Here is a 25,162-nt window from a genome sequence, read left to right as displayed (position 1 = left end):
GGTATATCTGGCGCCATGTCCATGCAGACCTCTTCCACCGCGGAGATCGCCTGGGTCGACGGCCCGGACGGATACTCCCTCGGCCTGGACGGCGCCACGCTCGTGTGCCGCAACCCCAAGGGCCGGCAGCTGAAATCGGTCCCCAAGAAAGTGCGGGAATCGGCGGAGGCCGAGCAGCTCGCCGATCTCCTCCAGTGGCTGGAGCGCCACCAGCGGGAGTGCCGACGGCAGGTGGAGTCCTGGCTGCTCGGGTCGTTGCCGGTGCCCGCGGCCACCATCGCCGCGGTGTGGCCGGACCCGGCCTGGCGGGAACTGCTGGCCGACCTGTTCGCCGCCCCGGTGACCGCCTCCGGCGAACCGGACACCGGCACCGGCGGCTTCCTGCGCGGCGTGGACGAGCGGGGACGGCTCGGCGTCCTGGACCTGGACGCGGAGAGCGTCTGGCTGACCGCCGAGCGCGTGGTGGTCGCGCACCCCGCCCGGATCCCCGACCTGGAGGACGTCCGGGACTTCGCGCTGGAACTCGGCATCGAGCAGCGGGTGCCCCAGCTGACCCGCGAGGTGTACCACCGGCCCGGCGACCTGCCCCCGGACGCCACCAAGGTGACCACCTACGCCGGGGGCCGGTTCGGCGAACTCCGCGACGCCGTCGCCCGCGCCCGGCGGCTGGGCTTCGCGGTGCGCGGCGGTTACGCGGTGTGCCGCACCGTCGACGCCGGCCGGTACGTGCAGGCGCGGTACTGGCTCGGCTCCGACAGCCCCGACGCGCCCACGTCGACCGGCGACCTGCTCTGGGTGGACGCCGACGAGCGCCCCCTGCCGGTGGGCGAGGTCGGACCGGTCGCCTGGTCCGAGGGCATCCGCATGGCCGAGAGCATCCACGCCGGCGCCACCGGCAGCGGTGACAGTGAGGAGAACGCGTGACCACCACCGGCGACCGGCCCGCCTCGCCGCCGGCCGAAGCACTGCTCGACGCCGGGCTCGCCCCGCTCGCCGCACCGCACGCGGACACCGCGACCGACGAGGTCCGCGCCCGCCGCTACACCCACCCGGCGCTGCCCGGACGGTCGGTCGTCCGCCTGGCCGCCGACACGCTGGCTCCGGCCGAGGACGCCGCGATGCGGCACTTCGGCTTCGGGGAGCCCGAGACATCCGGCCCGCTCGCGCTCACCCGCCCCCGTGGACTGGGTTACCCGGAGTGGGCGCTCGTCCATGATCGCGGCAACGCCGGCCCCGCACTTGCGGCCGTGCGCCCGATGGAACGCGCCGCCAAGCTGGCGCGTTCGCGGCCCGGCGCTGCCGCCGAGGCGTTCGGCGAGATCGCCGTCACCCTGCCGCACACCCACCTGGCGGCCTTCTGGGAGCAGGCCGGCCGCGCTTTCCTGGCCGCCGACAGTCCCGGCCAGGCCAGCATCATGTTCGGCCGCGCCCGCGAGGCCGAACGTGTGTACAACATCCCCGTCGACGAGGCCACCCGCCGCGAGGCCGTCCTGGAGTTCGCGTTCGCCGGTGCGCTCAGCGTCAAGGCGCTCGCCGGGTACGTCACCGAACTCGCCCGCAGCTACGAGCCGGGCCCCGCCTACCAGCAGTTCCGGGAGCTGGCGCTGCGCCGGTCCCTCGGCGGCCTGCCGCCCTGGGCCGAGATGCCCGCGCAGCTGCGCTCCCTCGCTCGTGCCGCGGGCCGGGACGCCGCCGCGGAGGAGGAGCGGACGCTGCGCGAGCTGCTGGAGGTGCCCGCCACCGCCTCCGCACCCGCCGGGTTCTGGCGCAAGTGCCGCGCCACGCTCGTGGCGCTCGCCTCCGGCGACGCCGAGGTGCGCCGCATGCTGCTGCACCTGTTCCCCACCGCGGACACCGAGGGATTCCACGGCTGGTGGCTGGAGCTCCTGGACGACTGTGGCGCACTGGCGGACCTCGCCGACCCCGCGGCCGAGATCTCCGGGGGTGCGGCCGCGTGGCTGTCCCGCATGGTGGGGCACACCCGTAACGGGCGGGGGGCCGCCCCCGCGCGCCTGCACGAGCTGGTGCCCCGGATCGCCGGGCGGCTGGCCGCCGACGGCGTGCCGGTCCGGGTGGACGGCACCCGCGGCACCCGCGTCGGTCCGGTCGAGCTCGACCTGCTCGACCTGTGCCTGGCGCACGGTGTTCCCGTCGCGGGCCCGCGCGAGGGCCAGCGGCTCGAACTGGGGCACTGGCTGCTCGGCACCGGACGCGAGGCCGATCGCCGCGACCTCGCCGCCGTCGCGGCGGACCCGCGCTGGAGCCCCCTGCTGGTTCCGGCGGTGCGTTCCTACGCCACCAGCCACAAGGCCGACGCGCTTCTCGAACTCCCCGTCCTGCGCCCCCTCGCGATGGCCTACCTCGACGGGCTCATCGACCGTCTCTCGGGCGGCGGCGTGGCAGCCGCCCGAGAGACGCTGGAGACGCTCGGCCGGTCGGTCGGTCCTTCGGCGCTCGCCGGACTGCCCGGCCGCCGGGACGCCGTGGTGGCGGCCGACTACGCGCGGGTCCTCGCCCGCACCCTGCGCGCCGGCATCCTGGACGAGTACGGCTGGGAGGCGCTGGACGAGGCCGCTCGCGACCTCCTCGGCACCGGACCGCAACGTCCGGATATCACCGCCGTCGCCTCCTGGCCGGTGCTCACCCTGTGCACGGCGGCCAAGGCGATCGCGGTGGACGGCGGCGGCCGGGTGGCCGAGCACGCCCTCCGGCTGCCCGCGGACGCCCAAAGACCCGCGGCGGTGTACACCGGGGGCCGCTTCCTCGTCTGCTACACCATCGCCGGCAGGACGCACATGTACTGGTCGAGCGACCCCGGCACCGTCATCACCGAGCAGGACCGCGGCGCGGTCTACTCGTGGCAGGACCGGTGGCAGCGGGCACTCGGCGCGCCCCGGCTCACCACCGAGGGCGTCCGGTGGGCCGGCGGGCGGGCACTGTCCCCGGGGGAGCGGCCGGACGGGCGGGACCGGCACGTGCTCTCCGACGGCGCCACCTACTGGCGGGCCTCCGGCGAGAGCCGCGAGATCGATCCGGTCACCGGGGACGAGGGACGGGCCGGTCTGCCGGCGTTCCTGGCGGACCTCGCACTGCGGCCGGGGGAACGGCTGCAGGTCCACTGCTGCACGCTGGCGCCGCTGCCGAAGGGAGGCGAGGAGACTCCGCTCGGGCACGCGGACGGCCTGGTCGGGTTCGCCGTGCTCCGCGGCGGCACCGACGCCGGTGGCGAGGCCGCCTACCGGATCGTCGGCGTCGACGGGCGGACGGCCGAACTTCCGTGGAGCTTCCCGCGCGGGGTCGTCCCCGCTCCCTGGGGTGCGATGCGCTACCCGGGCGGCGGCGAGCTGGGGATCCTCTCGGGCACCAACGTCATCGTGCTGTACGCCGCCGACGGCTCCGGGCCGCTCTGGGACGCGCACCCCGGCCCCTACGACGACTACTGCGCCCAGCTGGGGACCCCGTTCCTGCCGGACCCGATGTTCTGGCACCACCTGCGGCCCCGCGACACCACGGCGTCGGCCGTGCTGCGCTCCGTCACCCGTGAGCAGGCCGCCGGGCTGCTGGAGACCGCGCGGGCCGAGATCGGCGAGGACCTGAGCACGACCCGCACGCCGGCCACGGCCAAGGCCGTCGCCGAGCTGCTGGGCGGCGACCCGCACCCGGGAGTGCTCGCGGGCGCGACCGGCGCGGTGGTGGCCACCGCTCGCGAGACGGTGCGGCACGACCGGTTCGTGCGCCGGCTCGCCGAGTCGGTACGCGGCGTCCAGGTGGACTCCGGGGAGCTCTGCGGGGCGCTCGGCGGGCTGATGGAGAACATTTCATGGGACCGGCACGACACCGTCCGGCAGATCGAGCACGTGCACGCCTTCCTGACCGGCGGGATCGACCCGGCCACCGCGGTGGACCAGCAGAAGAGCGGAGTGGACTGGACCGAGCTGCTGGGACGCGTCGGCGGCGCGGCCTGGCGGACGCTCGTCCCCGGCGTCAGCGAGCCGCAGCGCACCGCGCTGCGCGGGCTGCTCGACGCGTGGTCGGCCACCTGCTTCGCCGACCCCGGGGCGCGGCTCGCGCGTGGTCGCGTCTTCGCCGAATCGGGGGGCGACCACTACACGGCGGCCGTGGACCCGGCCGACCCGGAGCACCGCCGCGTCGATCTGGCGGTCGAGGTCGGTTCCGGGAACATGCGGACGTATCACGGGCACAACGGGTTCACGCGCCGGTACGTCGAGATCGGTTCCGGGGATCTGCCCGCGCCGCCGCGGCGTACGCTCGTGGACCGCGAGGAGATCGCGTTCAGGTGGGGGACCGCCGCGCAGCTCCGCACGCTGGTCGACGCGCTCGACGCGCAGGGGCCGCCGGAGTGGGACCTGGAAGCGGCGGGGGTGCTCGCCGAGCGAGCCGGGCTGTCCCCGGGCGCCGCCGCGCTGCTCCTGGCGGGCTGGCCGCAAGGGAACAAATGGGACGCCGACTTCTGCGGCAAGGAACTGCGCGGCGTCCTAGGGCTCACCACGGCCGAGGCGCAGGCCGCGCGCGACGAACTCGACCGGATCAGCGGGGCCGACCTGCTCGACCTGTACAGTGCCGCGCTTCCCGGCACGCCGGAGGAGATCGCCGAGCTGTGGCGGCCCGGCGGGCTGCGCGACCTGGCCGAGCGGCTCGCCACGGCGTGGGTCGAGCGATTCGGGCGCGGGACGCCACTGCCCACCGCGACCGTCGTCGCCGCGCAGAAGGTGCTCGGGCCGCGCGGCGTGCACCAGCGGCTGCGGATCGTGCGTTCCCCGGACGACACCGAGGCGCTGACCCGGGTCGGCCGTTCGTGGCCCGCTGTCGGCGACGACGGCCAAGTCGACCTCGACCGCGAAGGAGCGCCGCTGGAGGCCCCGCTCGTGGCCATCGCCGGCCTGCTGCCGTGGTGCTACGCCGAGTTGCCGGCCGCCGATCCGGTGCGCCTCGGTGTCCCGCGGACGCTGCACCTGCTGCGCGAGCGCCTGGCCGATCCGGAACTGCTGCTGGGAGCCGGTTGCCTGCGCTCGGGCAGCGAGCGGCGGAGCGTCGTCGAGGCGGCGTTCGGCACCACGCCCTACCGGGCCCCGGGCGGCGTGCGACTGCCCGACCCGTGCTACGACGACGGCCTCACCGTGCTCTACCTGGGGCGCGGGGACATCCGGCTGTGGTTCCGCCCGGCGCTGCTGGGCGACGACCGGCGCAGTCGGCTGCTGCGCGCCATGGTGGCCGACCACACGTGGGGAGGCCATCTGGACTCCGTCGACCTGGTGCGCAGTCCCGGATACGGCGCGATGGCCGAGCGGATCGCGGCGGCCCCGGACGACGGCTGCGACGCCGACCCCGCGGTCCGCGTACCCGGCCTGGTCGCCGAGACCGCCGCCGCGCACGGGATCTCGGCCGACGCGGCGCGACTGTACCTGCAACTGCTCGCGGTCCTCGAACCCACCGACCGCAAGGTGCGCGCCTGGAACGGCTGGACCCCGGCGCGGCACCGCACGGCCGAGGCGGAGCTGGTGGACGGAGGGCTCGCGGTCCGCGCCACGCGGTCCCGCGCCGGCCGCTCGCTCTTCCTGCCGGGCGGCTGGACCACCGCGAAGGCGCCGAACCTGCCGTTCGAGACGTGGAAGGCGCCGCTGTACGACCTGCGAGCGGACCCGGGCACCCAGCCTTCCGGGCCGCTGGAACGCTTCCTGCCGATGCGGCCGTACCCGGAGCTGTTCGCCGAGGCGGCGGAACGGGTGGCCGCGGGGGACGGGCCGCGTTAAGGCGGTGCTTCGGCCGGGACGGCGGACGAGGCAAGGCCACGCCCGCCGTCCCGGCCGGGCGTGGCCCGCGATGGCACGTGCGGTGGGAGCGCCGCCCGGCCGCGGGCCGCGGTCAGCCGGAGGTGAGGAAGTCCAGCACCGCCGGACCGGCGGTGTCGCGAAACTCCTCGAAGTAGGCGTGCCGGGCCCCCTCGATGAGGAACAGGCGCGCGCCGGGGATGCGCTCGGTGAGCGTGCGGGCGTTCACGGCCGGGGTGAGCAGATCCTCGGTGCCGTGCATGACGAGGGTGGCGGCGCGGATCGCCGGGAGGTGGTCCCAGGCGTCGTGGCGGGCGCTCGCGACCAGATGGCCGCGCCGCGCGTGCGGCGGGATGTCCGGGTCGCCGAGCGTCCCGTAGGGGCCCGGGTGCGCCGCCTGCCAGGCGGGGGTGTACATCAGGTCGATCAGCGCCCGCCGGGCCGCGTCGCGGTCGGGCGCCGCCAGCGACCTGCGCACCTCCATCGTCCGCTCGACGGCGTGCCGCCCGCCCGGCGAGGTGCAGCCGAGGACCAGCCGGCGGACCCGCTCCGGGTGGTGCACGGCGATCCACTGTGCGACCCGGCCGCCCATCGACGTGCCGTACACGTCGGCGCGGTCGGCACCGAGTTCGTCCAGCACCGCGACGGCGTCCTCGGCGAACAGCCGCGTGCTGTACGGCACGTCCGGCGCGTCGCTGTCCCCGGTGCCGCGGTAGTCGAGGGAGATGGTGGTGCGCGCCGCGGTGAAGTCGCCGCGCACGGAATCCCACCAGCGGTGGTTGTTGGCCTGTCCGGCGAGGAGGAGCAGGGGCGGGCCGGACCCCTCGGCCTGAAAGGCGATGTGCGCGCCGTCGGGGCCCTTCGCGAAGCTGGTCATCGCTCGGAGAGTGTAGAGGAGCCGCTTCTCCGGGCCGCGACCGGAGCCGAAGGGGACGGTGCTGTCGTCGGTGGCCGCTACCGTCGGCCCGGACGGATCAGGACAGCCTCCGTGGCGAGTGAACGGTTGATCAGTAGCCTCCGTGGCGAGTGAACGGCAGAGGACACCGTGCAGCAGACCCCCCAATCAGCCGAACGGCAACGCGCGGCCGTGCAGATCGAGCCCGCCGAGCGGCGGTACGCCCACGAGCTGGCGTTGCTCGCCGCCCACGACACCGGGCCCCGGCCGCCGGGCTGGCGGCTGACCCCACGGGCCGTGGTCACCTTCGTGGTGGGCAGCGGCGGGGAACGGCTGCGGCTCGCCGAGCCCGTCGACGGGCTGCCGGCCTCCCTGGAGATCACGCCCAAGTTCGTCGGCGACCGCGGCCTGGTGGAGCGCAGCGTGGTCACGCTCGCCGGCGAGCGCGGGCTGCTGCTGGTGGGCGAGCCGGGCACCGCCAAGTCGATGCTGTCGGAGCTGCTGGCCGCCGCGGTCAGCGGCAGCGGCACCCTCACCGTGCAGGGGACCGCCGGCACCACCGAGGAGCACCTGCGCTACGGCTGGAACTACGCGCTGCTGCTCGCCAAGGGGCCGACGCCCGACGCGCTCGCACCCTCGCCGGTGCTCACCGCGCTGCGCACCGGCCGGGTGGCCCGCGTCGAGGAGATCACCCGCTGCCTGCCCGAGGTGCAGGACGCGCTGGTGTCCATCCTCTCCGACCGGCGCATGGCGGTCCCCGAACTCGCCGGCCAGGACGGCGACGAGGCCGGGCACTTCCTCGCCGCGCCCGGGTTCAACGTGATCGCCACGGCGAACCTGCGGGACCGCGGGGTGTCGGAGATGAGCGCCGCCCTCAAGCGCCGGTTCAACTTCGAGGTCGTGCCGCCCATCGGCGACCTCGACGCCGAGGTCGAGCTCGTCCGCCGCCAGGCGGGCGCGGCACTGCACCGGCACGGTGCCGGGACCGCCGTGGACGACGCCGTGCTGGAAGCGCTCGTCACGGCCTTCCGCGACCTGCGCTCCGGCCGGACCGCCGAGGGCTGGCCCGTGGACCGGCCGACCACCGTCATGAGCACCGCCGAGGCGGTCAGCGTCACCACGTCGCTGGGCCTGCAGGCCGCCTACCTCGGCGTCGCCGACCCACTGTCGCTCCTGCCCGGCTACCTGCTGGGCACCGTGCGCAAGGACGACCCCGATGACCAGGGCCGGCTGCTGGCCTACTGGGACGGCACGGTGCGGCACCGCGCCGAGAGCGGCGCCCGGCTGTGGCGGCGGCTGTACGAGCTGCGGCACGTCCTGGGCGAGGGCGTTCCTGGAGAGTGAGCAGGAGGGGGCCTTGGACCCGGGGCTCTGCTCAGCCGGGCACCCGGACGGTCTTGGGTGTCCGTGTGCACCGCGTTCCCACCACGCCCGGCGCCGGCGGGACCCGCCCGTGTCCGGGAACGTGGAGACGCTTTCCGCGCGCCGCGGTCCCCGGGTCCGGCCGGGCCGTCCGGCGTCCCGCACCACCACCCTGGAGGCGGTGCCGCCCGGTGCCCGAGAGCGCGATTCCGCAGCGCACCCACTCGAACATGCCGACGATCACGCGCGCGACCTTGGAGACGAACAGGTGAACACCCCGGCGGACACACACCCGGGTCCGGCCGACGCCGTCCGGAAACCCGAAGACGGGCCGCTCACGGGCGGCCCCGACCCGGACGCGGCGGTGGACGCGCTCGTGGACTGCAGGCTCCCGCTGCTGATCGGCGTCCGGCACCACTCCCCGGTGCTCGCGGCGGCGATTCCGGAACTGCTCACGGCGGCCGATCCCGACGTCGTCTGCGTCGAGCTTCCGCTGGAGGCCGAGCCCTGGCTGCCCTGGCTCGCCCACCCCGACACGGTGGCGCCCGTCGCGCTGGTCGTCGGGCATGCCGAGGGCGGAACACCCGCCTTCTACCCGTTCGCCGATTTCTCGCCGGAACTCGCCGCCGTGCGGTGGGCCGCACGGCACGGGGTCCCGGTGCGCGCCATCGACCTCCCCGCCGGCGTGGCGGTGCACGGCGAGCCGGTCGCCCGGAGCGACCGCGCCAGCGGGCCGCTCGCCGCGGTCATGCGCGCCCGCGGCGTCACCGACGCCGAGGAGCTGTGGGACCGCATGGTGGAGGGGCCCGCCTACGGCGTCCACCCCGGCCGGATCCGCCGGGCCGCCCTCGCCATGGGCTGGCTGAACCGCTGCGACGAGCGGCTGCGCGGCGGTGTCACCCCACGCGACCTGGTGCGCGAGGCGTGGATGCGCCGCCGCCTGGCGGAGATCACCGCCGAGACGGGGGCCCGGCGTCCCGTGGCGGTGGTCGGATCCTTCCACGCAGCCGCGCTGCTGCCCGGCGTCGCCGACGCCGCGACGGCGGAGGAGCTGCCCCCGACGGCGGATGTGCCGGTCCCCGAGCCCGGCAGCCACCCGGCCACCGGCGTGACGACCGCGCTGATCCCCTACACGTTCGGCCTCCTCGACTCCCGCTCCGGCTACCCCGCCGGCATCCGCGACCCCGAATGGCAGCAGGACGTGTTCGCCGCCGGCGGGCGGCCGGACCTCGTCGAGACGGCCGCGGCCCGGCGGGCGGCCGGCATCGCCGCGCGGCTCCGCGCGGACGGGCACGTCGCCGGAGTGCCCGACACGGCAGCGGCGTTCCGGATGGCCCGGGACCTGGCCGCACTGCGCGGGCTCGCGGCACCCGGCCGCCGCGAACTCGTGGAGGGGCTGACCAGCGCGCTCGCGCAGGGCGAACCGCTCGGCCGCGCCCGCGCGGTCGCCCGTGCCGCCCACCAGGAGCTGGTCGGCGACCGGCGCGGCGCGCCCGCTCCCGCGGCCCCGGCCTCGGGGCTCCGCCGGCACGTCGAGGCGCTGCTCGCCGAGCTCGGCCTCCCGGGGCCCGGCGACCGGGGCGGCGAGCGGGAACTCCGCCTCGACCCGCTGCGGTCCGACCGCGACCGTGCCCGGCACATCGCGCTGAGCCGGCTGCGCGCGGCCGGAGTCGGCTACGCCGAGGAGCGCTCGCTCTCCGGGGTGGGCGGCGCCGAGGCCCTCGGCCGGGACTGGCGGGCCGCCTGGCGGGCCACCACAGCGGCGACCCTCGAACTGGCCGCCTGCTACGGGGTCACGCTGGAACAGGCCGCCCACGGCAGGCTCGCCGCGCAGGCCCGCGCCGACACCGGCACGCCGACCGGCGAACTCACCCCCGAGGCCGCCGGCCGGCTGCTGACCTCGGCGGCGGAGTGCGCGCTGCCCGGCCTCGTCGCCGGCCTCGTCGAGCGCATCGACACCGAGGTGCTGCCGCGCGCCGGATTGTCCGACGCCGTCGACCTGCACGACCACGTCGAACGCATCGTCTCGGGGCAGGTCCCCGGGATGCGCCGGGGAACGGCCGCCGGATCGGCGGACCCGCCCGGCCGCGAGGCGGATGACACGGCGGCCGGCGGCCCGGCCGCGCCGTTCACGGCGCTCGACCGGTTGCGTTCGCGGCTGGTGGAGTCCGCGGTGGGCGCGGTGGCCGGGGTGGCCGGCTCCACGGATCCGGCCGACGCCGCCGCGCTGCTCCGGGTGGTGCGGCTCGTCCAGAGCCAGGCCGACCGCCCGGGCGCGGTGGGCGCCGAACACCTGCTGTGGCGGCTGAACCGCCTCGCCCGCGACGGCGGCCCGCTTGCCCAGGGCGCCGGCGCCGCGGCGCTGGTCCTCATGGACGGCCTGCCCCGCGCGACCTTCGGCGCCCGCCTCGCCGGGTGGCTGGACGCGACCGACACCGCGCGATCCGGTTCCGCCACGGACGGGGGCAGCGGCGGCGCGGCCCTCGCCCACCGGCTGGCCGGCGCGCTCACCGTCGCGTCCCCGGTGATCGAGGGGGACCCGGGTGTCCTCGACCTGCTAGCGGCCCGGGTCGAGCACTGGCCCGACCCCGGCTTCCTCACCCGGCTTCCGGCGCTCCGCGACGGCTTCGAAACGCTGTCGACGGCCGCCCGCGACCGCTTCCTCGCAGCGGTGGCCGACCGCCTCGGCACGATCGACGAGGTCGACACCGACGTCACTCCCGAGCAGCGCGCCGCGTGGGCCGCCGCCGACGTCGCCGCCCGGGCGGCCGTGGAGGCGCTGCTGCCGGGCTTCACGGCCGACGCCGAGCGCGCCGCCGACGGTGCGGCGGGGTCGGTGCACCCCGACCCGCTGGCCGACCCGGACGCCGGGCACGACAATGCGGCGCCCAGGCGGCCCGGCGGCCTCGGCACAGCGGAACCTGGCCTAGGCGCGGAGGCGGTTCCGGCCGGGGGACCGCCCGATCGGCCGAACCGAGCGGACGAGCCGGTCCTGCGGCCGGATGAAACGGTCCTGACCGACGGCCGTGCCGAAGGGCTGGACGCCCAGCGGGCGGCCCGCCCCGGTCCACCCCCGCCGGGCCGCGGCGCGGAGGGCACCGGTGAACCGAAGCCGTCCGGCACGGGACGCGTGGCCGCTGCGTCGGCCCGCATCACCCCGGACTCGCAGGCCGGGCCGGTCGGTGGGGCAAGGACCGCGTCGGACGGAGGGCTGGAGCCCCGAGGCGGACATCCGGCCGACGACGCGGATGGCCCGCTGGAGGCGCTGCCGGGGGACAGCGGCCCGAGACGCGCAGCGGGTCCCTTGACACCCGCCGCCCCGGAAACGGCGGTGGGGGAGATGGGTCAGGAACCGGACGGGCCGGACGGCCCGCCAGGGGCGGAGCCGGGGGAAGAGGTCGCGAGCGAGCGGGTGACCTTCCCCGTCGGTGGCGGCGATCCGGCGGTCACTCCGGTGGTAGCGGCGGGAACCGGCGGGACTCCCCTCGGCCGCGAATCTCACCGGCATGCGCCGTCGGTGGCCGCGTCGAAGACGGCGGTGGGAGAGACGGCGCAGGAGCCGGACGGAGCGGGCGGCCCACCGAGGGCGGTGCCGGGTGAGGAGGAGCTTCCGGCCCGCCGGGCGGCCTCCCGGACAGGTGACAGCGGTCCGGCCGCCGCCCTGGCCGGAGATCGGACGGCCGGTGACGGGACGGCCAGGCGGCGTCCCGGACCCGATGTTGTCTCGCGGACCACGTCGGCCATCTCCCCGATCGACCGGTGGCGGCTCATCCTCGGCCGGCAGCGCGAGCGGACCTCCGGAATCGCGTGGCGGGCCGGTGCCGCGCTGGACGAGCTGTACGGGAACGGCCATGGCGAGGGCTCGCGCGGGAGCGGCGGGCTGCCGACGGGTACCCGCGGCGGGACGGAGGCGCCCCGCCCCGCCGCCCGCGAGTGGGCGGCGGAGCTGGAGGCGGTGTTCGGCAGCCGGGTCCGCGAGGAGGTCCTCGGCCGCGCGGCGGCGCGCGGGCGTGTCGACGCCCTGCTCAGTCTGGACCCGGAGCGGGTCACCCCCTCCGTCGACCTGCTGGAACAGGTACTGGCGCTGCGCGGTGCGCTGCCCGAGTCCCACCTCGCACGGCTGCGCCGCCTGGCGGACCGGCTGATCCGGCGGCTCACCGCCGAACTCGCCCGCCGGATGCGTCCCGCGCTCTCCGGCCTGGCGGTGCCGCGCCCCACCCGGCGGCCCGGTGGCCCCATCGACCTCGGGCGGACGGTGCGCGCCAACCTGCACACCGCGCGTCCCGGGCCGGACGGCACCCTGCTGCTCGTCCCGGAACGGCCGCTGTTCCGCACGCGCGCGCGGCGCAGCGCGGACTGGCACGTGCACATCGTCGTGGACGTGTCCGGGTCGATGGAGCGCTCCACCATCTACGCGGCCCTCGTCGCGTCGATTCTGCACGGCCTGCCCGCGCTCAGCGTGTCGTTCACCGCCTTCTCGACCGAGGTCATGGATCTGACCGACCGGGTGCCCGACCCGCTCGGCCTGCTACTGGAGGTCTCGGTCGGCGGCGGCACCGACATCGGCGCCGGCCTCGCCCACGTCCGCGGCCGGGTGCGCGTGCCCAGCCGCAGCATCGTCGCGCTGATCACCGATTTCGAGGAGGGCGGCCGGCTCGCCCGCACCCTCGCCGAGGTCCGCGCCCTGGCGGAAAGCGGCGCGCACCTGCTCGGACTCGCCGCCCTGGACGGCACCGGCGCGCCGGTGTACAACCGCGCGATCGCCGAACGCTTCGTCGCGGCGGGCATGCCGGTGGCCGCGCTGTCCCCCGAGGAACTGGCCGGATGGATCGGCGAGAAGGTGCGCGGGTGACGCGCGTGTTGCCCGGCGCCCGGTCACACACCGGTCCGCGTCGGTTCAACGGCGGCCGGGAGAGGTTCTTCCTCCCTCCCCGGAGCAGCCGCGCCACCTCACAGCCGGGTGCACAGCCAGCGCAGCGAAACGCGTGCCAGCGCGGCCATCGCGTGCGCCAGCCGCCGGCCGGCCGCCGGGCCCGCCGACGTGGCGGCGCGGAGCAGGAAGCCCGCGTGCAACGACGGCATCTCGTTGATCCGGCCCGGATCGAGATCACGGGTCAAGGGATGGCCGTCGGCGATCGCCCGCGGATCCACGCCGCCGAGCGAGGCGCCGGAGATCAGCGTGACCGCAGCGCAGTGCGTGCGCCCGACCCACGCGTGCGGCCAGTCGCCGACGTAGGCCCGATCCGCCGTCACCAGAACGTTGAAGGGGTACAGGTCCCCGTGCAGGAGTGTGTCACCGGCCAGGACCGCATTCTCCTCCAGAGCCACGAGAAGGCCGATGTGGTCCTCCGCCCACGATGACAGAGCCGCCAACCCGGCGGCGCCCGGCGCGTCCGCGAACTTCGGCCACCCTCCGAGACGCGGCCCGCGCAGGAGCCCCCCGTCGACCGGTGACGGAGTCAACGCCTCCGCGAGATCACTGATCGCCGTGAGTATCGCGTCCTGTTCGGTACCCCGCCACGGCTGGGCGGGCAGCCGCCCGGGAACCTCTTCGAACACCAGCGCCACCCAGTCCCCGTCGTCGCGCATCCAGCAGGCGCGGCACCGGCGCTCCGCTCGGCATCCTGCCGGAGACGACGATCTCCCGGCGGTGGAAGTCCGCCACCGCCGGGGCCGTGCGTGGGTCGGCGGCCTTGACGAAGACGCACCGGCCGTGGGCGACGCGGGCGGCCAGACCGTCGGAGAAGCCGCCGGGCCGGCTGATCGCCTCCACGACGCTGCCGCCGAGCAGCCGCTCGATCGAGGCCGCTGCGTCCCTGGGCGGCTCCGCCCAGTCGATCCGACCACTGCCGGTCGCCCGGACGCGCCCGAATCCGGCGGCTCACGTGTCATGGCCACCTTGAAGATGACGGAACTTCGTGATGGCGGCGGAATCCACGTGGCGCGAAGGGCATCGGCGCCGACCGCTCGCCTCCCCGGGCGGCCATCATCTCGCGAAGAGTTCCGGCAGGTGATGACGCCCAAGCCTGGGTGGCGGCCTGAGCGGGGCAAATCGCGTGTAACGCCGGTCGGCATGGCAGCGGCCGCATGCTGCCGATGAGATGCCCAGCAGGGGAGCCGTCAAGGTCGGGCGGTTCGTCGGATCGGACGAGGCCGTCGGCGTCGGACACGGCGGCCTCCGGGCATATGCCCGCCTCCGTGAACGCGGAGCGGCCGATGCCCGGCCGCGTTGCGGTGCGCGGGATCGTGCCCCGATCTCCGGTCGCCGGTCCCCGCGAACCGCATGATGCGCGCCTTTTCCGGGTTCGCGGCCTGCCGGGTCCACCAGGCGCGTGGCTCCTTCGTCGTGACGGAGGTTCGTACGCTGCGATGAGGCCCATGAGGGCGGGTGTCCGTCGGAGTCGCTCGCTGACGCCCCGGGTGGCCGTCATCTCGCGTAGGTGATGACGTCCATGCCCGGGGGCTGCACGCTGCCGATGAGATGCCCAGCAGGGCAGCCGTCAAGGTCGGGCGGTTCTCGGAGACGGCGGCTTCCGCTTCCGGGCGGGTGATATGCCTGCCTCCGTGAACGCGGAACACGGACCCGGCCGCGTCGTGGTGCGCGGGGTGCCCTGACCCCCGGTCCCTGCGAATCGCATGATGCGCGCCTTTTTCCGGTGCTCGCGGCCTGCCGGGCGCACCGGGCGCGCGGCTCCTTCGGCACGACGGTGGTTCGGATGCTGCGATGAGATCCGCGAAGGCCGGAGGCCGTCGACGCTGCCCGCCGACGTCCCGGGCGGCCATCATCTCGCGGGGAGCCCTATGACCACTGCTCGTGACTGTCCTCGGTGTATCGTCGCCGGGCTGTTCTTGGACGTGCTCGTCACCTTCCCGCGCGCGTGGTGGCGTCCACGCCCCTGGAGCAGCAGGGCCACCGCCCGGGCACCCCGATCACAACGAACCTCATGATGTGCGACTTCTCCCGATGCTCGCGGCCTGTCGGCCCGTCGGCCGCATGGCTCCGGAATGACGGAGGTTTCTACGCTGCGATGAGTCCGTGAGTGCCGGGGTCCGTCGGCGCTGCCCGCCGATGTCCCGGGCGGCCGTCATCTCGCGGGGAGCCCCATGACCGCTGCTCGCGACGGCCCGCCGTGTATCGTCGCCGGGCCACTGCTCGACACCACCCCGCACCTGTGGTGACGTCCAGGCCGCTGGAAAAGCCGTGCGGTACGGCCACCGCGAACCGCGTGACGTACGATGCTCGCCGCCTAGCGCGGCCGGGACCGGCGTGCGGCGGCAATACCCGGCCGGTCCGCCCGGCACGGAGCGCAGCCGCCGATGAGATCCGCGAAAGCGGAAACCGTCGCCGCCACCCGCTAACCTCCCGGGCAGCCGACACCCCGCGGAGACCTACATGACCGCCAGCCCCGACCGCCCGCGTATCGCCGCCGGACTGCTCGCCGGACTGCTCGCCGCCGCCCCGGCGCGGGTGCGCCGGCGGCTCGACGCCGAACCCGACGTCGCCGAGGGCTGGGAGTGGCGGCGGGAGGGCGACGGGTGGGAGATCGCGGCCGGCGCTGAAACGGTGCGGCTGGCCGGGGCGCTGCTCACCGGGACGGAGCAGGTCTGCTGCGGCTGCCTGCTGAGCCCGCGGTGCCTGCACCTGCTGGCGGTCCTCAGCGTCCTGGAGGCGGCGGAGCAGGCCGCCGACGCCGCCGCCGAACCGTCAGGGGACGGCGCGGCGGATTCGGCCGCCCCGGCCGGTCCGGTCGCGCCGCGGCTGGACACGGCCGTCGACCTCTCCGCCGACGCGCTCGCCGCCGCCCGGCTGGCCTGGGAAGCCGCCGCCGATGTGCTCGCTACCGGCGTTCGCGCCACCGACTCCCTGCATCGCGCGGAACTCCTGCGCGCCTCCGCGCTCTCCCGCGCCGCCCGCCTTCCGCGGCTCGCCGCCCTCTGCGCCGCGGCCGCCACCGGACTGCGCGACCAGCCCACACCCCGGTTCTCGCTCGACGGCCACGCCGCCACGCTCGCCGAACTCCTCGACGTGGCGTGGCGGCTGGGCGGCGGTCCGGACCGGCCGCGGCCCGCCCCCACCCGGGCGGAGGTCGGCACCGGGCGGCGTGACTACGCCGAACTCGGCTCCCTCAGGCTGTACGGGCTGGCGAGCGAGAGCGTCGTGACCCGCTCCGGTTACGCGGGCGTGGTCAGCCACGTCGTGTCGGCGGACGGCGACGGCTCACCCGTGCTGTGGCGGATCGGCGACGTCGTCCCCGGGCGCGCGGACCGGGTGCGGGCGGTCTACCGGACCGGGGTCGCCTTCGGCGGGCTCTCGCTCGCGCACCACGAACTCGGCAGAACCGGGGTGTTCGCCCAGCGGGTCACCGCCAGCCCCGACGGACGGCTCGGTTCCGGCACCGGAACCACCGCGAGCGGTTCGGCCGGAGTGACCTGGTGGCAGCCGCCGCTCACGGAGCTGTGGACGGAGCCGCTCGCGGCCCAGCTGACCCGCGCGCTGGCGGCCGTCGCCACCCCGGGCGGCCGGACCGGCGCCGACCTGCTGTTCCTGGACGCCACCGTCGCCGGTTCCGGCGACCACGGCGAACTGCTCGCCGTCGAGGGCGGCACCAGCCGGGTGCTGCGCACTCCGCCACCGGCAACGCTGCACCGCACGCTCGCCGCCAACCTGACCCGGCTCGCGGCGCTGCCCGGACTGCCGCTCCGGCTGGTGGCGCGGCCGGTGCGCGGCCGACCGGGGCTGATCCGTCCGGTGGCGGCCGCCGTGCCCGCCGGGCAGCGGCTTCCCGCGGCGTGGGCCGGCCGGATCAATCTCGACCTCGACGAGATCGCCGCCGGTCACCTGACCGCGCCCGCCGGACGGGCGGCGCCCCCGCCTCCCGCACACTCCGCCCCGGACGCGGGGGCGCCGGTCGAGCCGCCGCTCGACCGCTACGAACGCACCCTCCGCCGGCTCGCCGAGGGCGGTCGCGCCGCCCTCATCGGCGCCGGCGCCACCGCCGCCCGGCTGCGCCGCGCGCATCTGCCCACCGCCGCCGACCTGCTGGCCGAACTCGCCGCCGCGGCGCGCGAGCGCCGCCGCACCGCGACGGGAGAATCCGTGGCCCCCGGCCCCGACCGGCTGGCGCTCGCCTGGCTGGCGGCCATGACCTACGCCGACGCCGCCCGCGCGTCCCTCGACCAGCGGGCGTGGCTGGCGGTACCGGCGTAGCCGGCGCCGCCGGAGCCTCCCGCGCGGCCACATCCGGCCATCCGCCGGTGTTTCGGGCCTGCCCGGGCGTGTTTGCCGTGGCCACCGGCCGTCCCCGCTGTCACGTGAGTGGGCGACCCGTTACGCTCATGGGCTATGCCCGCTCTTGACACGAAAGCGATCCTGGAGGGGCGCAAGCCCGGCCGCCACTCCGTGGGATTGATCATCGGCATCACGATCAGCGTGCTGTGCGTGATCGTTATGCTCGCCTACCTGCTTCTGGGTGGCCTGGCCGGTGGCGGTGCCACCGGCGCCCTCGGCTTCGTCATCAGCCTGGTCGCGGCCATCATCCCGGTCACCATCCTGATACCGCTCATCCTGCTGCTGGACCGGCTGGAACCCGAGCCCGGCTCCATGCTGCTGTTCGCCTTCCTCTGGGGAGCGGGCGTCGCGGTGCTGGTCTCGCTCATCCTCAACACGATGGGCATGGAGCTGTACACAGTGCCGCTCTTCGGCGCCGATCTGGGCTCCTACCTCAGCGCCGCCGTCGGCGCGCCGCTGGTCGAGGAGAGCGCCAAGGGGGTCGTCCTGCTGCTCCTGCTCTGGCGGCGGCGGCACGAGATCGACTCCTACACCGACGGCGTCGTGTACGCCGGGATGGTCGCCACCGGGTTCGCCTTCACCGAGAACATCTCCTACTTCCTCAGCTCGTTCTTCGAGCAGGGGGTCGGCGGCCTGGTCTTCACCTTCGTGCTGCGCGGTCTCATCGCCCCCTTCGGCCACCCGCTCTACACGGCGATGATCGGCCTGGGCGTCGCCCACGTGGCCATCAACCGCGGCGCGGCACGGTTCTTCGCCCCGGTGGCCGGCTGGTTCGCCGCGATGCTGCTGCACGGGCTGTGGAACGGCTCCACGATCTTCGGCTACCTCGGCCTGGGCGTCGCCTACGTGGTGCTGTTCTGCGTGCTCGTCTCGCTGATCGGCATCGCGGTGCAGGACCGCCGCCGTCAGGTCTCCGCGATCTCCCGCTACCTGCCGCCCTACATCCCCACCGGACTGGTCACCCCGGCCGACATCCAGATGCTCAGCTCGATGGGCGGCCGGCGGCGCGCCCGCTCCTGGGCGCAGCGCACCGCCGGTCAGCGCGGGCGCAAGGCGATGGAGGACTACCAGCTGGCCGCGACCGAGCTCGCGCTGCTGCACCAGCGGCTCGACCGCGGCGTGGCCCGGCCCGAGTGGTGGCACCGCCGCGACTCGTTCCTGGCCCTCATGCACGTGGCGCGCGAGGCGTTCATGGGCCGCGTGCAGCAGCCGGTGGCCCCGGTCTGGGCCTCGGCGCCGACCGACTCCGGCTTCCTGAAGCGGTCGGACTTCGCGCACGTGATCGAGCGCGCCCAGGCGCAGCGTGCGGCGGGAGGAGCCCCGCACCCCGGTCCGGGCCAGCAGCCGCCGGCTACCGGGTGGCCGCCTCCCCAGCAGCCGCCGCAGCCGCCGAACCGGCCGCCGGGGTGGTGACGCGCACCCGTTCCGCGGTGCCGAAGTACACCCGCAGGATCGCGGCCCACACCAGCATCGATCCGAGCACGTGCAGCACCACCAGCCATTCGGGCAGTGCCAGCAGGTACTGCACGTAGCCGACGACCCCCTGACCCAGGATCGCGGCGACCAGCAGCCACGCCTGGTTGCGGAGCGGACGCCCGGCGCCGGTCCGGATCAGCAGGACGACCAGGGCGATCGCTCCCAGGACGGTGAGCCACGCCAGGGCGGAGTGCAGCCGGGTCACCGCGACCAGGTCGAATCCCCAGCGCGGCGCCTCGGCGTCGCCCCCGTGCGGGCCGGTACCCGTGACCACGGTGCCGGCCACCAGCAGCAGGAATCCCACGCCGACCATGGCGGCGGCTACCCGGCGGACCAGCGGGGAGACGGTGAGCCGCAGCTCTCCCTCAGGCTCGCGGCAGCGCACGTAGAACGCCATGGTCAGGACCACGACCAGCGTCGACAGCAGGAAGTGCGCCCCCACCGACGCCGGATGCAGGTCCGACCACACCGTGATGCCGCCGACCACGCCCTGCCCCAGCACGCCGAGCGGGATGATCGTGGCCAGCCGCAGCAGGTCCCGCCGCCGCGGCCGTAGCCGCAGCGTCGCCACGAACACGATCACCCCGACGGTGAGCACCAGGAACGTGAGCATCCGGTTGCCGAACTCGATCGCGGCGTTCAGTGCCGCGTGCTCGACCCCGAGCGGGACGTAGCTGTCCGGAGTGCAGCGCGGCCACTCCGAGCACCCGAGACCGGACGACGTCACCCGCACCGTTGCCCCGGTCACCGCGATACCGGCGTTGACGACGACGTTGCCGAGCGCCCACCAGCGCAGCGACGCCGTCGTCGGCTGCCAGATCGTCCGCGCCAGCGCGACGAGCGCCAGCACGCCCGCGGCGGCGAACACGATCTGCCACGCCCACAGCGGCAGGTTGAGGATCTCGATGCTGTCCTGCGCGGCTGCGGACGCGCCCGTGACCACGGTCGGAGAGGGGATGCCGTTCATACGACAGATCGTAGTAGGTCCCTCCGGGACGGCCCGGTGACCCCACCGAGCGCGACGACGTGCGGTGACTCCGGGCCGGGCCAGCGAAACGGCGCCGCCTTGTCCGGCAACGCCGCTTCGCAGGGACCCCTGCGCTTCGCAGGGACCCCTGGAAGTATTTCGCTGGAAGAACGATTCCGGCCCGGACATTTCCGCGCCGCCGCCGCTACCGGTCCGTCCGGGTCGCTCCCACGCTGGCCGCCACCACGCACGCCACCGCGGTCCACTGCCAGAGCGAGAGGAACTCGCCCAGCACCACCAGCCCGACCAGCGCCGCCGCCGCGGGTTCCAGGCTCATCAGGATCCCGAAGACGCGCGGCGGCATCCGGCGAAGCGCCTGCATCTCCAGCGTGTAGGGGACGACCGAGGACAGCAGGCCGACCGCCAGGCCGAACAGCAGCAGCCGCGGATCCAGCAGAGCCGTGCCGCCCTCCGCGATGCCGGCCGGGGCGATCAGCAGCACCCCGACCATGCTGGCGACCCCGAGTCCGGACGTGCCCGAGAACCGCTGGCCGGTCGCCGCGCTCAGCAGGATGTAGGCCGCCCAGGCCACGGCCGCCAGCAGCGCGAAGGCCACGCCCGCGGCCGTGATGTCACCGCCGTCGTCGAACCCCAGCAGCAGCACACCGACCGCCGCCAGCGCCACCCACACCAGGTCGATCCTGCGCCGCGACCCCAGCACGGCCACCGTCAGCGGGCCGAGGAACTCGATGGTGACCGCGATCCCGAGCGGGATGCGGGCGAAGGACTGGTAGATCGCGTAGTTCATGGTGGCCAGCGACACCCCGAACCCGACGACCACCAGCCAGTCGGCGCGGGTGCGGCCCCGCAGCGCCGGCCGGGCCAGCAGGAGGAGGAGCACCGCCGAGGTGAGCAGCCGCAGCCACACGACGGCGCTCGGCGGCAGGCTGTGGAACAGGTTCTTCGCGATGCCCGCCCCGAACTGCACGGACAGGATGCCGATCAGCACCATCCACGTCGGCGGAATCGCCGCGCCGGCGGTGCGCGCCGCCTCCGCGGTGCGCGGCAGCCACAACCAGAGGGATCGGGGGGAGCCGTTCGCGGCGGTGGTGACACTCACAACCGGTCATCCTACGAAGGGCGGCTTTTCGGGGCGAGGAGCCGACGGGTTCCCGGCGACGTGTTTCCGGGAAAGGTTGATCACACCCCTGGTGGGCCGGTGCCGCGCCGCCCGGTCGTACGCTCGACCGACCGCCCCGGCGCATCGCGCCCGAAGGAACGGAGACGAGAGGTCATGGCGTTTTCGGTGAACTCCGAGGTCGGCCGGCTCCGCCAGGTCATCGTGCACCGGCCCGATCTCGAACTGCAGCGGCTCACCCCGAGCAACAAGGACCGGCTGCTGTTCGACGACGTGCTGTGGGTCCAGCGGGCCCGGGAGGAGCACGACGCCTTCGCCGATATCCTGCGCGACCTCGGCGCACGGGTGCACGTCCTCCACGTGCTGCTGCAGGAGGTCCTGGAGATCCCCGAGGCGCGCAGCTACATCCTGGACCACGTCCTGGACGAGCGCTTCCACGGCCCGCTCGCCATCGACGCCGTGCGCGGCGCGCTCGACGCCATGGACGCCGTGACGCTGCGGCGCCACCTCATCGGCGGCATCACCAAGCGCGAGACGCTGGAACGCATGGCGGAGCCCAAGTCGGTGTGGTTCCACACCCTCGGCATGGACGACTTCGTCCTGCCCCCGCTCCCCAACCACCTCTTCACCCGCGACACCTCGTGCTGGATCTACGGCGGAGTCTCCATCAACGCCATGCGCAAGAAGGCGCGCATGCACGAGACCACCCACTACGAGGCCATCTACCGGTGGCACCCGATGTTCGCCGAGGCCGACTTCGAGGTCTGGAACCCGGGAAGCGCGTGGGCGCCGGCCACCATCGAGGGCGGCGACGTGATGCCGGTCGGCAACGGCTCGGTGCTGGTCGGGCTCAGCGAGCGCACGCAGCCGCAGACCGTGGAGATGCTCGCGCAGGACCTGTTCGCCCGGGGCGGTGCCGAGCGGATCCTCGGCATCTGGATGCCCAAGGCCCGCGCGGTCATGCACCTGGACACGGTGATGACGAACGTCGACTACGGGGTCTTCACCAAGTACGCCGGTCTCGGGATGCTGCCGTCCTACACCATCGAGCCCGGCGACAACGAGAAGGAGCTGAAGGTCACCGACCACCCGCCGGAGGAGATGCACCGCGCCATCGCCCGTGCCTGCGGGGTGGACGACATCAAGGTCCTCACCCCCACCCAAGACGTGTTCTCCTCCGAACGCGAACAGTGGGACGACGCCTGCAACGTCTTCGCGGTCGCGCCCGGAGTGGTGCTGTCCTACGAGCGCAACGACGCGTCCAATGCCTACCTCCGCAAGAACGGCGTGGAAGTGATCACCATCCGCGGCAGCGAGCTGGGCCGCGGCCGCGGCGGCCCGCACTGCATGACCTGCCCGATCGAACGCGACGGGTAAAAAGCGGCGAGCCGCCGAGCGTCCGGAGCCGTCAACGCCTCTGTGCGTAGCCTTTTCTGCGTCGGCGGTGGAGGGGAGCGAGAAGGTGAGCGCGACGGGAAACGCTGGCGGCGAGCCGCCGAGCGTCCGGAGGCGTCGACGCCGATCGCCGGAGGCTGGTTCGCGTTGGCGGTGGAGGGGAGCGAGATGGTGAGTGCGACGAAGGAAACGTCACGGCCGGTCAGGTGGTCTTCCCGCTGCCCTTGCAGAAGTAGCACCTGCCGCCGCCGTTCGGGTCCTTCCCGCTGCCGCTGCACCGGGGGCAGTCCCGCTCCGCGACGACTCCGTGTGCCGCCAGTGCCTGGATCTCGGCACGGCGCCGCTCTCGCTCCCGGTAGTCGGTGACCAGCCGCTGCAGCGAGCCGTCACCGCCCATCTCGGCGAGTCGGCCGGCGAGGTTGGTGTCACCGTCGTGGTGCGTGCGGACGAAACCGGCCACGACCACCGCCTCGCCGATGCTGGCGTCCGTTGCCGACATGATGATGCTCGTGGGGGTGGCTGCGGCCCGCTGGGTGTCCTCGGTACTCGTCATCGAGCCTCCAAGTCACGCTGCGTGGCCGACTCGATACTAACAGGTCAGCCCCCCTGAGAAGGGGGCTAACGCTCGGACGCGGGTCGGCGGATGGTGGCCGCTCAGGCGGTCGCCACCCGTGCGGTCGTCACGGTGGTGGGGGCGGGAATGGGAAGCCCTTCCTCGCGCATGCCTTCCAGATGGAACTGGATGGCCTCTTGCATTTCCGCGATGGTTTCCTCCACGGTGTCACCGAGCGCCACGCAGCCCAGCAGGTCCGGGCACCATGCGCCGTACCCGTCCGGGGTACGTTCGATCAGAACCAGGTAGTCGTTCATGAGTGCCGCCTCCATCACAGACCTGCCTGCTAAAGCTATCCGCGGGCGGTCTATTCCCAGCGGAAGAACCGGCTCGCAAGCACCGCCCCCACCACCGTCCAGACCGCGAGGACGAGCAGCGGCACCACCGGCGGCCCGCCGCCCTCGGTGAGGACCGCGCGCAGGCCGCCGGCCAGCGCCGTGATGGGCAGGGCCGCCGCCACGGGCTGGATCGCGTCCGGGTAGCGGTCGACCGGGAACAGCACGCCGCCGAGGCCGAGCAGCACGACGTAGACCAGGTTGGCGGCCGCGAGGGTCGCCTCCGCGCGCAGGGTGCCGGCCAGCAGGAGCGCGAACGAGCTGAACGCCGCGGTCCCGAGCAGGATCAGCGCTCCGGCGGCGAGCGCACCGAGCGGTCCCCCCGTGGGCGACCAGCCCAGAGCGAGGGCGACCGCGGAGATGACGGTGATCTGGATCGTCTGAACGGCCAGCACCGCGAGCGTCTTGGCGCTCAGCAGGCCGAACCTGGGCAGCGGCGTGGCGCCGAGCCGCTTCAGCACGCCGTATCGGCGTTCGAATCCGGTGCCGATGGCCTGGCCGGTGAACGCCGTGGACATGACGGCCAGCGCCAGGACCCCGGGCGCCAGGAAGTCGATCCGGGAGCCGCCGCCCACGTCGATCAGCGTGGTGGTGCCGAAGCCGACGAGCAGCAGCACCGGGATCACCATGGTGAGCAGCAGTTGCTCGCCGTTGCGCAGCAGTACCCGCAGTTCCATCCCGGCCTGGGCCAGGATCATGCGCGCCAGCGGCGCGGTGCCCGGGCGCGGGGCGAAGGTGCCGGGGGTCCGGCCGGGTGTGGCGGCGGACGTGGAGGTGGAGTCGGTCATGATTCGCGCAGGTCCCGGCCGGTGAGTTCGAGGAAGACGTCTTCGAGGGTACGCCGCTGGACGCGCAGTTCCTCGGGGAGGATGCCGTGCGCCGCGCACCACGTCGTCAGCGTGGCCAGGAACTCCGGCCCCAGCCCGGCCGGGTCGGCGGTCACCACCACGTACTGCCCGCCGGCCAGCGCGGTGACCTGCGAGGTTCCCGGCAGCGCCCGCTCCAGGCTCGCGACGTCCAGATCGGCCGTGGCGCGGAACCGCAGCTCCTGCTGGGCGTCGGTGAGGGCCGCGGTGCTGCCCTCGGCCACCACGCGGCCGTGGTCGATGATGACCACGTGATCGGCGAGCCGCTCGGCCTCCTCCATGTAGTGCGTGGTCAGCACCACGCCGACCCCGGACGCCCGCAGTTCGGTAATCAGGTCCCAGGTGGCGCGGCGGGCCTGCGGATCGAGCCCGGCGGTGGGCTCGTCCAGGAAGACGAGTTCGGGACGCCCGATGACGGCCGCGGCAAGGGACAGCCGCTGCTGCTGGCCACCGGAGAGGCGGCGGAACGGGGTACGGACCACCGAGGTGAGCCCGAGCCGGTCCAGCAGCAGGTCGGGCGGCACCGGGTCGGCGTGGAAGGCTGCCATGAGGCGCAGCCACTCGCCGGCGCGCGCGCCGGTGGGCACCCCGCCGGACTGCGGCATGACGCCGACCCGGGGCTTGAGGGCCCGGGCGTCGGCGCACGGGTCCAGCCCGAGCACCCGCACCCTGCCGGAGTCCGCGCGGCGGAAGCCCTCGCAGATCTCGATCGTGCTGGTCTTGCCCGCGCCGTTGGGGCCGAGCAGGGCGGTCACGGCGCCGCGGGCTGCGGTGAACGACAGGCCGGCCACGGCGGTCGTCCCGCCATAGCGCTTGACCAAGTCGGTTACCTCGACCGCGGCTGTCTCCATGCCGCAAAGTGTAGGTCCGTCGCGGCGTCCTAACGCACCGGGTGCGACCATGGGCGAGTACTTCGTCCGGCGCGCCACAGTTGTCCGGATGGTGGGACGATCGTCTTGGAATCCGAGATCATCGGCCGACGCCGCCGATTCGCACTGCGGCGACGCGGCCGGGGCCGCGCAGGAAATCGCCGGTAA

The 25,162-nt window shown here is 74.7% G+C and carries 15 protein-coding genes; 7 read left to right on the top strand and 8 right to left on the bottom strand.

Annotation, left to right across the window (positions count from 1 at the left end):
* Nucleotides 1-15 precede the first annotated feature (15 nt).
* Nucleotides 16-924 (top strand): DUF4132 domain-containing protein, encoded by a 909-nt coding sequence (locus ACFQRF_RS22445; protein WP_379873136.1) that lies wholly within the window; start codon nt 16-18, stop codon nt 922-924.
* The gene (locus ACFQRF_RS22440) at nt 921-5,771 is read left to right on the top strand and encodes a hypothetical protein (RefSeq protein ID WP_379873135.1); all 4,851 of its coding nucleotides are present in this window, start codon (nt 921-923) and stop codon (nt 5,769-5,771) included. Before ACFQRF_RS22445 ends, ACFQRF_RS22440 begins: the two co-directional genes overlap by 4 nt.
* 112 nt (nt 5,772-5,883) lie before the next feature.
* On the opposite strand, the gene ACFQRF_RS22435 is transcribed toward ACFQRF_RS22440, so the two are convergent.
* Nucleotides 5,884-6,666, bottom strand: a complete 783-nt coding sequence (locus tag ACFQRF_RS22435; protein ID WP_379873134.1) for an alpha/beta fold hydrolase — start codon at nt 6,664-6,666, stop codon at nt 5,884-5,886.
* 168 nt (nt 6,667-6,834) lie between these two features.
* Here ACFQRF_RS22435 and ACFQRF_RS22430 point away from each other — a divergent pair, with 168 nt between their 5' ends.
* Both ACFQRF_RS22430 and ACFQRF_RS22425 read left to right on the top strand, forming a co-directional pair.
* Complete coding sequence (locus ACFQRF_RS22430) at nt 6,835-8,028, top strand: ATP-binding protein (RefSeq protein ID WP_379873133.1); 1,194 nt, start codon at nt 6,835-6,837, stop codon at nt 8,026-8,028.
* Between the two features lie 286 nt (nt 8,029-8,314).
* Entirely contained in the window at nt 8,315-12,898 is a 4,584-nt protein-coding gene (locus tag ACFQRF_RS22425; RefSeq protein WP_379873132.1) for a DUF5682 family protein, read from the top strand.
* A 98-nt stretch (nt 12,899-12,996) separates the two neighbouring features.
* On the opposite strand, the gene ACFQRF_RS22420 is transcribed toward ACFQRF_RS22425, so the two are convergent.
* A complete protein-coding gene (locus ACFQRF_RS22420) occupies nt 12,997-13,635 on the bottom strand; it encodes a protein kinase family protein (RefSeq protein WP_379873131.1) in 639 nt (212 codons plus the stop codon).
* Nucleotides 13,636-15,439: 1,804 nt separating this feature from the next.
* Here ACFQRF_RS22420 and ACFQRF_RS22415 point away from each other — a divergent pair.
* Both ACFQRF_RS22415 and ACFQRF_RS22410 read left to right on the top strand, forming a co-directional pair.
* Nucleotides 15,440-17,254, top strand: coding sequence for a hypothetical protein (locus ACFQRF_RS22415; protein ID WP_379873130.1), 1,815 nt, complete (start codon nt 15,440-15,442; stop codon nt 17,252-17,254).
* A 135-nt stretch (nt 17,255-17,389) separates the two neighbouring features.
* Nucleotides 17,390-18,748 carry a PrsW family intramembrane metalloprotease gene (locus ACFQRF_RS22410; protein ID WP_379873129.1) on the top strand — a complete coding sequence of 453 codons (1,359 nt, stop codon included), beginning with the start codon at nt 17,390-17,392 and terminating at the stop codon, nt 18,746-18,748.
* On the opposite strand, the gene ACFQRF_RS22405 is transcribed toward ACFQRF_RS22410, so the two are convergent.
* Nucleotides 18,687-19,778, bottom strand: a complete 1,092-nt coding sequence (locus ACFQRF_RS22405; protein WP_379873128.1) for a COX15/CtaA family protein — start codon at nt 19,776-19,778, stop codon at nt 18,687-18,689. The two genes, ACFQRF_RS22410 and ACFQRF_RS22405, sit on opposite strands and share 62 nt — an antisense overlap.
* Before the next feature lie 205 nt (nt 19,779-19,983).
* Nucleotides 19,984-20,790: an EamA family transporter gene (locus ACFQRF_RS22400; RefSeq protein WP_379873235.1), complete on the bottom strand. Its 807-nt coding sequence runs from the start codon at nt 20,788-20,790 to the stop codon at nt 19,984-19,986.
* Between the two features lie 282 nt (nt 20,791-21,072).
* Here ACFQRF_RS22400 and ACFQRF_RS22395 point away from each other — a divergent pair, with 282 nt between their 5' ends.
* A complete protein-coding gene (locus ACFQRF_RS22395) occupies nt 21,073-22,293 on the top strand; it encodes an arginine deiminase (protein ID WP_379873127.1) in 1,221 nt (406 codons plus the stop codon).
* Nucleotides 22,294-22,513: 220 nt separating this feature from the next.
* Here the strand turns inward: ACFQRF_RS22395 and ACFQRF_RS22390 are convergent, their stop codons facing one another.
* The 4 genes from ACFQRF_RS22390 to ACFQRF_RS22375 form a co-directional block, all read right to left on the bottom strand.
* Entirely contained in the window at nt 22,514-22,864 is a 351-nt protein-coding gene (locus ACFQRF_RS22390) for a hypothetical protein (RefSeq protein ID WP_379873126.1), read from the bottom strand.
* Nucleotides 22,865-22,965: 101 nt separating this feature from the next.
* The gene (locus ACFQRF_RS22385) at nt 22,966-23,181 is read right to left on the bottom strand and encodes a type II toxin-antitoxin system HicB family antitoxin (protein ID WP_379873125.1); all 216 of its coding nucleotides are present in this window, start codon (nt 23,179-23,181) and stop codon (nt 22,966-22,968) included.
* 50 nt (nt 23,182-23,231) lie between these two features.
* The gene (locus ACFQRF_RS22380; RefSeq protein ID WP_379873124.1) at nt 23,232-24,047 is read right to left on the bottom strand and encodes an ABC transporter permease; all 816 of its coding nucleotides are present in this window, start codon (nt 24,045-24,047) and stop codon (nt 23,232-23,234) included.
* A complete protein-coding gene (locus ACFQRF_RS22375) occupies nt 24,044-24,976 on the bottom strand; it encodes an ABC transporter ATP-binding protein (RefSeq protein ID WP_379873123.1) in 933 nt (310 codons plus the stop codon). Before ACFQRF_RS22375 ends, ACFQRF_RS22380 begins: the two co-directional genes overlap by 4 nt.
* Between the last annotated feature and the right edge of the window lie 186 nt (nt 24,977-25,162).

This window comes from Marinactinospora rubrisoli, from assembly GCF_042664915.1.
GTDB lineage: Bacteria > Actinomycetota > Actinomycetes > Streptosporangiales > Streptosporangiaceae > Marinitenerispora > Marinitenerispora rubrisoli.
Note: the sequence above shows the minus strand (reverse complement) of the source record. Positions and strands in the feature narration are given on the sequence as shown.